General features: G+C 60.2%; 7 protein-coding genes. 3 read left to right on the forward strand and 4 right to left on the reverse strand.

Annotated features, from left to right (window positions below; translation table 11 throughout):
• The 4 genes from QZ326_RS09725 to QZ326_RS09740 form a co-directional block, all read right to left on the reverse strand.
• A partial coding sequence (locus QZ326_RS09725; protein WP_295744582.1) for a flagellin occupies positions 1-2,083 on the reverse strand: 2,083 nt, incomplete at its 3' end.
• Between the two features lie 166 nt (positions 2,084-2,249).
• Positions 2,250-2,600, reverse strand: a complete 351-nt coding sequence (locus QZ326_RS09730) for a carbon storage regulator (protein WP_295744585.1) — start codon at positions 2,598-2,600, stop codon at positions 2,250-2,252.
• Positions 2,601-2,787: 187 nt separating this feature from the next.
• On the reverse strand, positions 2,788-3,981 hold the full coding sequence (locus tag QZ326_RS09735; RefSeq protein ID WP_295744588.1) for a transposase: 1,194 nt from the start codon (positions 3,979-3,981) through the stop codon (positions 2,788-2,790).
• Between the two features lie 181 nt (positions 3,982-4,162).
• Positions 4,163-4,792 carry a recombinase family protein gene (locus QZ326_RS09740; RefSeq protein ID WP_295744590.1) on the reverse strand — a complete coding sequence of 210 codons (630 nt, stop codon included), beginning with the start codon at positions 4,790-4,792 and terminating at the stop codon, positions 4,163-4,165.
• A 285-nt stretch (positions 4,793-5,077) separates the two neighbouring features.
• Between QZ326_RS09740 and QZ326_RS09745 the strand changes: the two genes are divergently transcribed.
• From QZ326_RS09745 to QZ326_RS09755, 3 genes are all read left to right on the forward strand, one after another.
• The gene (locus QZ326_RS09745) at positions 5,078-5,572 is read left to right on the forward strand and encodes an RNA polymerase sigma factor (RefSeq protein WP_295744593.1); all 495 of its coding nucleotides are present in this window, start codon (positions 5,078-5,080) and stop codon (positions 5,570-5,572) included.
• Positions 5,573-5,603: 31 nt separating this feature from the next.
• Complete coding sequence (locus QZ326_RS09750; protein WP_295744597.1) at positions 5,604-6,107, forward strand: hypothetical protein; 504 nt, start codon at positions 5,604-5,606, stop codon at positions 6,105-6,107.
• A 157-nt stretch (positions 6,108-6,264) separates the two neighbouring features.
• Positions 6,265-8,153, forward strand: a 1,889-nt coding sequence (locus QZ326_RS09755; RefSeq protein ID WP_365328971.1) for a hypothetical protein, incomplete at its 3' end; no start/stop codon positions are given.

An 8,153-nucleotide genomic window follows, 5' to 3' on the forward strand; every position in this document is an offset into this window, starting at 1 on the left:
TGGACTCGGCGTCCTGGATGTTCTCCGCCATGACGCTCAGGTTGTTGGCGGTGTGGTCCAGACGGTTCTGGGTGGCGCCCAGAGTGCCGCGGACAGAGGAGACCTGGTTGATGGCGTCCTTGATCTTCTGGATGGCGGCGGAGGCGGTCTCCGATGTATTGATTTTCAAGCCCTCCAGACCCAGAGCCTTGGCGTGCATATCGCCTACCTCGACCTTCAGCTGGTTGTAGCTGTCGGAGGTGTCGCCGATCTGGAGGATCATGGCCTTGCCGGCCTCGCCGGCCTTGGCCGCGGCCTTACCGGTAACAATGCCGAAGGTCTCCTTGATGACGCTCTCCTTGGTCAGATCAAACGCGCCGTCAGCCAGCTTGCCGTCGGTGCCCGTCTTCTGTTCGGTGTAGCTCTTGCCCTGCGCGTCGACCTTCTCAACAAAGGTAACCGTACCGGGAGTGGGACCCTGGCCCACGGTCCACACCTCGTTTGTGTCGGCTTTGACGGTCAGACGGTCAATCGCCGTCTGCAAATCCCTGGACAGATCCAGGTCGCCCACATAGATATGGTCGGCGGAATTCGCGTTGGCCTTGTCGGTGGTGACGGTGTACTCCTTGTTGCCGATCTTGATGATGGTGCCGTCGGCAAACTCCTTGCCGGTCAGAGTGACCACGCCGCTGGCAATCCGGCTGGCGCCGGCGTCCACGCCCTGTGTGGTAACGGTGGTCTTCATGTTGTAGTCGCCGCTTACGGGGTCAGGGCCAGCGGCCACAGTATTGGCGGGAGTGATGGCGATGCCGCCGGTGACTGCCGCCGCACCAGTGCCATTCTTGGAGGCTTCAAGGGTGAGTTTGGCGCCATTAGCGGTTACACTGTAGTACGTATCGTTTGCGGGGGTGGCGCCGTCATCAAAGCCGTCCTTGAACTTATTCGCCAGAGCTGCTGCCAGTTTTCCAGCCAGAGCATCATTAACATCAGTGTCAACATCGGCATCAAAGGTCACCGTAACAGTCTGACCGCCAATGGTCACATTATAATCGCCGGCAGTCAGCTTGGTAAGACCGGAAATTGTAAGCTCATAGGTCTGCGATGCGGCAGCCGCACCGGCCGTACCTTCTGCAAAAGTGCCGGCAATGGTGCCGGTAACAGTGGGGTTCTTGGCAGCGGTGCCCGCACCAGTCACCTTGACTTCCATATCGCCAACGATATGCTTGCTGGTCTTGGAGTCCTGCTCAAAGACCAGGGTGGTGCCGTCAGCGCCGGCGGAAATGGAGAAGGTCTCGCCGTCAATAACAATCTTGCCCGCGGCAGCGCCAGCTTCAATATTTCCGCCGAATTCCAGTTTATCAGTGTCCGCCTCGTCGCTGTTCCCCACAAGATAGTCCACGATGTCCTTCGCGGTCATCTCCGTGCCGGCAGCACCGTTCGCGCCGCCCTTGATGGTGATATAGTTGTCATCACCGCCGATGGAAATCTTGATACCCTCACCGGCGTTATTGGCAAACTTCACCTCGTGCAGAGCCACGCCGAACTTGGTCTTGGCGGCGGCAGTACTGTCGGAGTGCTCAACAGTGTCGGTGCCCAGAGCGGTGCCCTTCGTGGAAGTGACCAGAGAGGCCACCGTGCCGGCACTGGCATCGGTCTTGCCAACCTCAGTGGCATTGGGATCCAGAGAGCCGTCCAGCAGCTTAATGCCGTTAAAGTTGGAGCTGTCGGCGATACGGTTGATTTCGGAGAGGAGCTGGTCAACCTCCTTCTGCAGGTTGGCGCGGTCCACCTCGTCGTCATAGGTGCCGTTGGCGGACTGGGTGGCCAGGTAATCCATGCGGTTGAGCATGTCCTGGATCTCCTGCATGGCACCCTCGGCGGTCTTGACGAGGCTGATGCCGTCCTTGACGTTCTTCTGGGCGGCGTTCAGGCCGGTGATCTGAGCCCGCATCTTCTCGGAAATAGCAAGGCCCGCGGCGTCGTCGCCGGCGCGGTTGATCTTGTAGCCGGAAGACAGCTTCTCCAGGTTCTTGCTCAGCGCGGAGGTGTTGGTGTTATAGTTGCGGTAGGCGTTCATCGCCATAATATTGTGCTGGATACGCATAGTAATTGACTCCTTTCAGTCTTTTAATGTGCTCCGGAGCATCCTTTTACCAGAGCACAGTTCTCAATCGCGCCGTCCGCCCTGGGTATGTGGCCACGATGCCCGGGACTTTCAGCGCAGGGACTATATTTCAGCCGGCTCGTCAGCCGGTCGAAACCAAAATCAGTCACTCCCCGCCGCTCTCCGGCGGTTGGGGAAAAATGAGGTCCAGCTTCTCCCGCAGGACACGGACCTCCGGGGTGCCCTCCATTCCCTCCAGCATCCGGCGCAGGTCCGCCAGGGCCGCCCGCTTCTCGCCGTTCCATGGGAGCTGGCGCACGGGCCGGGCCGGTGGGGTGAACACGCAGGCGGGCCGCTCCCCGCCATTGCGCTCCAGCACCGCTCCCCGCAGAATGGGGACCTCTCTGGGCGCGTTGACGGTCAGGTGGACCCGGTCGCCCGTCAGGCGGTCCAGCTGGATCACGGTGCTGCCGCCCACGGTGAAATACTCGCCGGGCTTCATGGAAATGCAGAGCATAGAAATCTCCTTAAATCGTTCCTGCGGCCCGTCCTCCTGACGGCGCCGGTGTGACAAAGTCACAATATTATGCTGAGTGGACTTCTCTTTCGAGATTCAGGCTGCGTCCCCGAAGGGAGTCGCCCTCTCTTGTTCCCATTCCGCGGCCCCGGGGAGGGCTGGTTTCACAGGCAAAGGGCTTTGCCGGTCAAATCAGCGCTTCCCGCCGCTCCTGGGCCTTCATCGGCGTCCCGGCCGGCAGCCGCGGGGGGTATGAAACAGCGCTCAGAGCGCCAATCTCCTTCAATCCGAACTCCCGGAGGTTCCGGGCGGTGTTGACCTCCCGGGTGAGAACCACGCCGCAGGAGGGGCAGGTCCAGCTCCGCTCACGGGCGGACAGCTGTTCATTGACGCGCCCGCAGGCGTGGCAGGTCTTTGCCGCGGGGGCGTATTGATCCACCACGATATAGGCCTTCCCCTGCCGCTCCAGCTTGTATTTCAGGCAGTCCCGGAACATCCCGAAGCCGGCGTCCATCACGCCCGCCCCCTTCAGCCTCCGAGACAGCTCCACCAGATCGGTGTCCCGCACGCACACGGCGTCCCAGGCGTTGGCTATCCGCCGGGATTCCTTGTGGATGAAGTCCTTCCTCTGGTTGGCAACGCGCTCATGCTGGATCCGGATTTTCCGCAGCTGGTTTTCATAGTTCCTGGAGCCGGGCTCCATGCGGGAGAGCCCGCTCTGCAGCCGGGCCAGCTTCTCCCGGGACTTTGCCAGATCCGGCAGGACAGGGCTGACACCCCGGCTGTCCACATAGAACCGGGCCGGGGAGTAGTTCAGGCCCAAGGTCCGCTCCGGGAGAGGCGGGACCGCCTCCCGCTCCGGCGCCTCATAGCCGAAGACAATGGCGCAGAGGTATTTCCCGGTCCTGGACTTCGTCACCGTTACGGATTTCAGCTGCCACCAGTGCAGGGGCCTGCGGTGGACCGCCGCCGGGATCAGGCCCAGCTTCGGCATCTCAATGCCGCTCTTCAAAAGGCGGATAGAGGGCCCGGTACGGTACCGACGGCAGTAGACGGTGAAGGTATCCCGCCGGTCCTTCTTGGCCTTGAACCGCGGGTACTGAAAGGCCCCGGGGTTCCGGAAGAAGTTCAAAAAGGCCTGCCGCAGGTTCTGGTGGACACAGCACAGCGGCTGGCTGTCCACCCCCCGCAGGAAGGGGGCCTCTTTTTTGTAGTGCGCCGGTGTGGGAATGTACTGCAGATCCGAGGCGGCGTAAAACTCCTCCACGTCCGCCAGCATCCGGTTCCAGAGCCAGCGGCAGCAGCCAAAGGTCTTTTCCATCAGCGCGGCCTGTTCCGCGGTGGGATGGAGCCGGAGCTTGATGGTGGTATACTCTTTCATCCCGCGCCTCCATCCGTTGAATTTACAATGGTGTGCTTTTACAAACCGGATACAGCGGGGAAAAATTTTTTCAAAAAGCTCTTAATTTTCAAAGCGGGCCGCCGAGTATAAAAGTGTAGGCAGTTAAAAACCGCCGGTTTGTAAAAGTGCACTTTTACAAACCGGCGGTTTTTTTAATGATTCAATGTTCGTTCTCCAGCCGGACAGCCTTGGCGTAAAACGTCCCCACCGGCATGGAGCAGGCGTTCGCCGCCTCTTTCAGCGTGATCCGCTTGCTCCTCCACTCCATATGGATCTGGCAGAAATTCTCCGGCAGCGGCACCGGCGGCCTGCCGAACCGCACCCCCCTGGCCTTCGCCGCCGCAATGCCCTCCGCCTGCCGCTGGCGGATGTTCGTCCGCTCATTTTCCGCCACGAAGGACAGCACCTGCAAAACGATGTCGCTGAGGAAGGTTCCCATCAGGTCCTTGCCCCGGCGGGTATCCAGCAGCGGCATATCCAAAACGGCGATATCCACCCGCTTCTCCCGGGTGAGAATCCTCCACTGCTCCAGAATCTCCTCGTAATTGCGGCCCAGCCGGTCAATGCTCTTGACATAGATCAGATCCTCCGGCTTCAGTTTTTTTACCATCCTCTGATACTGCGGCCGCCGGAAGTCTTTCCCTGACTGCTTGTCCATAAATATGTTCTTCTCTGCCACCGCCAGCTCCCGCATGGCGATGAGCTGCCGGTCTTCGTTCTGGTCCTTCGTGCTGACCCGGATGTATCCGTAAGTTGATGCCGTGATGGTCTCCACCTCCTGTTGAGGCACGGTCTGAAATGACTGCTTCCCTCAATATAGTTACTATTGAACATAAGGGAGACGGCACAATAAGCCAATATTTTTTTCGCACTTTGTGAAAAATGCAGCAAAACAGCCCCTTGACTTTCGCGGCGAACGTTATATGATGGTAAATGTTGGCCCGCCGGCCGCTGGACTGGTCTTAAAAAATTTTTATCCAGGCGTCCCCAAACAGCGCTCTTTCGACATATATATTATGGATGTCTGAAAATAGAAAAACGGCATTCCCCCGGCCCGGCGGGAGGTGGTGTGGTAATGGAAGACTGCAAGCCCTGGGAAACCACGGTGGAACAACTGTATAAGGAGATGTATCCGGCGCTCTATATCTACGCCCTGCGGGTCCTGGAAGAAGCCGCTCTGGCAGAGGAGTCCATTCAGGATACCTTTTGCATCGCCTGCGCCAAACGCGAGCAGTTTCTCTCCAGCACCGATCCCAAACGCTGGATTATGTGTACGCTGAAGTATGTGTGCCAGAATACGCTCCGCACCCAGGCAAAATGGAGAAAGCTTCTTTTATCCCTGGACGCTGGCGGACATCTGACCTCTAAAACACCGGAACTGATGAGTGTGGACGTCCTGTTCTGCGATCTGTCAGGTAGCGAGGATTTCCAGCTGCTCAAACGCATTGCTCTGGACCGCTGCACCGTGCTGGAGATGGCGGAGGAGCTTGGGATCTCCGTGGAGAGCTGCAAAAAACGGGTGCAGCGGGCCCGGAAACGCCTGCAGGAAAAGCTGGAGGTATGCATTTGATAAGGAACATCTATCTGAAAGGGGGCATGGGATGACAAAGTCCAAAAAAGCTCAGCTAAAGCGCCTGCGGGCCCTTGAGCGGACCAGTTCCGCCGACTTGGAGGCACTGCTGCTTCTGGATTTTCACTCCCAGGAGACCAGCGATACAGAAATAGACGAGATCCTCCGCGCCGCAGAAATTCTGGCGGAGCGGGGACCCCCGCAGGACAACACCCGGGTGGACCGGGCCTGGGAGACTTTTGTGGAGAAATATCTCCCTTTTGCTGATGACAGCTCCCTTCATGAAAGCGCCGAGGCGCCCAGCGCCTCGGCCGTGGCTGTACAGCCACGGCCCGCCCTGTCTCCCCCCCTCCGGCGGCGGATGCCCCGATACCCCATATGCTGCCGGATCGCCCGGACAGCGGCATGCCTTGCACTGTGCCTGCTCCTCACCGGCAGCCTGCTGCTGATTTTCAGTCCCCAGACCCGGTTGGCCCTCTCCGGGTGGATCCGGGAGCTCTGCGAGCCCATTTTGAGTACCATTACGCGGCCCTGAGCCAGCAGGCTGCCCAGGAGACGCCGCCAGGATCTCTATTGGAGCTCCGGTCCTCTGGTGAAAATGGCGGAAAACGTGACCACAGGGACCCGGGGTCTGTTTGAGAACCGGCACCCATGGAATATATCAAACAAAACTTCGGAAAGGAGCTGTTCGGGTGGAACAGAAAAAAAGACGGGAAAATGTAGTGGCAGGTGTAGTCGGCGCCTTTTTGGGCTCTTTAATTGGCGTCGCCTGCACAGTCATCATCGGACAAATGGGATATGTGGCCTCCATATCCGGTCTCGTCATGGCGGTCTGTGCCCTGAAGGGTTACGAGACGCTTGGCGGTGTACTGAGCAAAAAAGGCGCGGCAGTCTCCTCCGTCCTAATCCTGCTGATGACGTTCTTTGCCCACAGGCTCACCTGGGCCATCGCCGTCGCCTCGGAGCTGGACTGGGGGATTCTGGAGGCATACCGGTCCATCTCCTTCCTGCTGGAACGGGGGATGCTGGAGAGCACCGCCTACTGGGGCGACCTGGCCATGCTGTACCTCTTCACCCTGCTGGGCGCGGTGCCCACCATCCTTGGCGGACTGCGGAACAGCGGCACGCCGGAGCTTCCCCCGCCCCCCGCTTCTCCGGAGGCAGCAGCGGCGGCGGGTGAGGCGGATTTCTACCCGGCGGGCAAGGGGTGGCTGCGGCCCCTGCGGTTCAGCCTTCTCTTCGCCCTGCTGCCGGGACTTTTGACGGGTGTGGCGCTGCTGGTAACCGCTGTGAAACGAGACGCCCCTATTCCCCTGAGCATGGCCGCCCTCTTCGCCATTCTCAGCTCTTTCGTAACCATGCTCTTTGCCCTGCCCATAAGCCGGATCAATCAGGCGGAGGCCTTCCTTTTTGTCCGGGCGGCGGGTCACCTCTGGCAGGTGAATCTCAACGCGCTCAACGCCATGGATACTTACCGCTTCACGGAGAAGGCCGTCCGCCTGCGGGCCATCCCATGGGACCGCCTGTCTCCGGCGGAGCAGGAGCGGGCCAAGGCTTCCGTCCTGCGGGCCATCTCCCTGCTGACCAGCGGTCAGGTGCTGCCGGGCAGCTCTTTGAGCCTTGTGGTGCTACCCCTAACGAACTTCGAGCTTGTAAAGGAGGACCGGTGGAGCTGGCAGGGTCTGTACTCCCTGCAAAACGGGCGGCAGAAGAAGATCCGCATTGCCAAGGCCTACCCGAATTTCGCGCCGGTCTATGGCCTGGAGCCTCCCCAGGAGCCGGTCTCCCACCAATGGGGGCTGTGTGCCTTGGCGCTGGTCCTGGCGCTAATCCTGGGGGCTGCCGGCTATGGTCTGGGGGCCCTGCTGGACGGCTCACTTCCCGGCGGCACAGCCTCCCCCGGCCAAACGTCCGCCGGTCAGGCAGGCTCCTCCATCACAGCTCGGACGCCGAAGGACGCCGTCCACCGCTATGAGACGGACGGCGTGTACTATCTGGTGGACAGCGCGTTCCAGGCCACCGGCATCAATGAATTCCACGACTCCGTCACCAACGCGGACTTCACACTGACCGTCCGGACAGGCATGGATGAGGAGACCGCCGTTGACACGCTGCTCCAGCCCATCAGCGACTACCGCACCTCGTCTCAATACGACTACTTCCAGTTCGCCCACGCCGGATCGGAGGAGACCCTGGTGCCCCTGGCGGCGGCGGACGGCACGGAGTATCGGTATGAGATCCTCACACTGTACCTGAAAGACGGAAAGGCGATCCACGTGGGCGCGGCCCTGGCGGAGGACGGTCTGCTGGTGACGGTAGAGGCCTATCAGAAGAGCGGCGGAAGCGGCAAAAAGAGCGATGATGTCCGGGGGACCATCCTCTTCATGCTGGAAAATCTCCAGCGGACCGGGACGGCCCAGGTGGAGATCACGGAAGAAAACTACCAGTCCCTGTTCCATCTGGCGGAGGAGCTGGACTATCAATACACCGCCGCGGGGTACATCAAAGCCCCCTACGATATGTTCGCCTGCGATGCCTTTGTGGATGCCCACGTCCCATACAGCGACTCCCCTGTCTTTCT

This window comes from uncultured Oscillibacter sp. (genome assembly GCF_910587525.1).
In the GTDB taxonomy this organism is placed as follows: domain Bacteria; phylum Bacillota; class Clostridia; order Oscillospirales; family Oscillospiraceae; genus Oscillibacter.

Excerpts from the sequence above, each read along its gene's own strand:
- QZ326_RS09730 (WP_295744585.1), bottom strand. The coding sequence starts at position 2,600 with ATGCTCTGCATTTCCATGAAGCCCGGCGAGTATTTCACCGTGGGCGGC.
- QZ326_RS09750 (WP_295744597.1), top strand. The coding sequence starts at position 5,604 with ATGACAAAGTCCAAAAAAGCTCAGCTAAAGCGCCTGCGGGCCCTTGAG.
- QZ326_RS09735 (WP_295744588.1), bottom strand. The coding sequence starts at position 3,981 with ATGAAAGAGTATACCACCATCAAGCTCCGGCTCCATCCCACCGCGGAA.
- QZ326_RS09745 (WP_295744593.1), top strand. The coding sequence starts at position 5,078 with ATGGAAGACTGCAAGCCCTGGGAAACCACGGTGGAACAACTGTATAAG.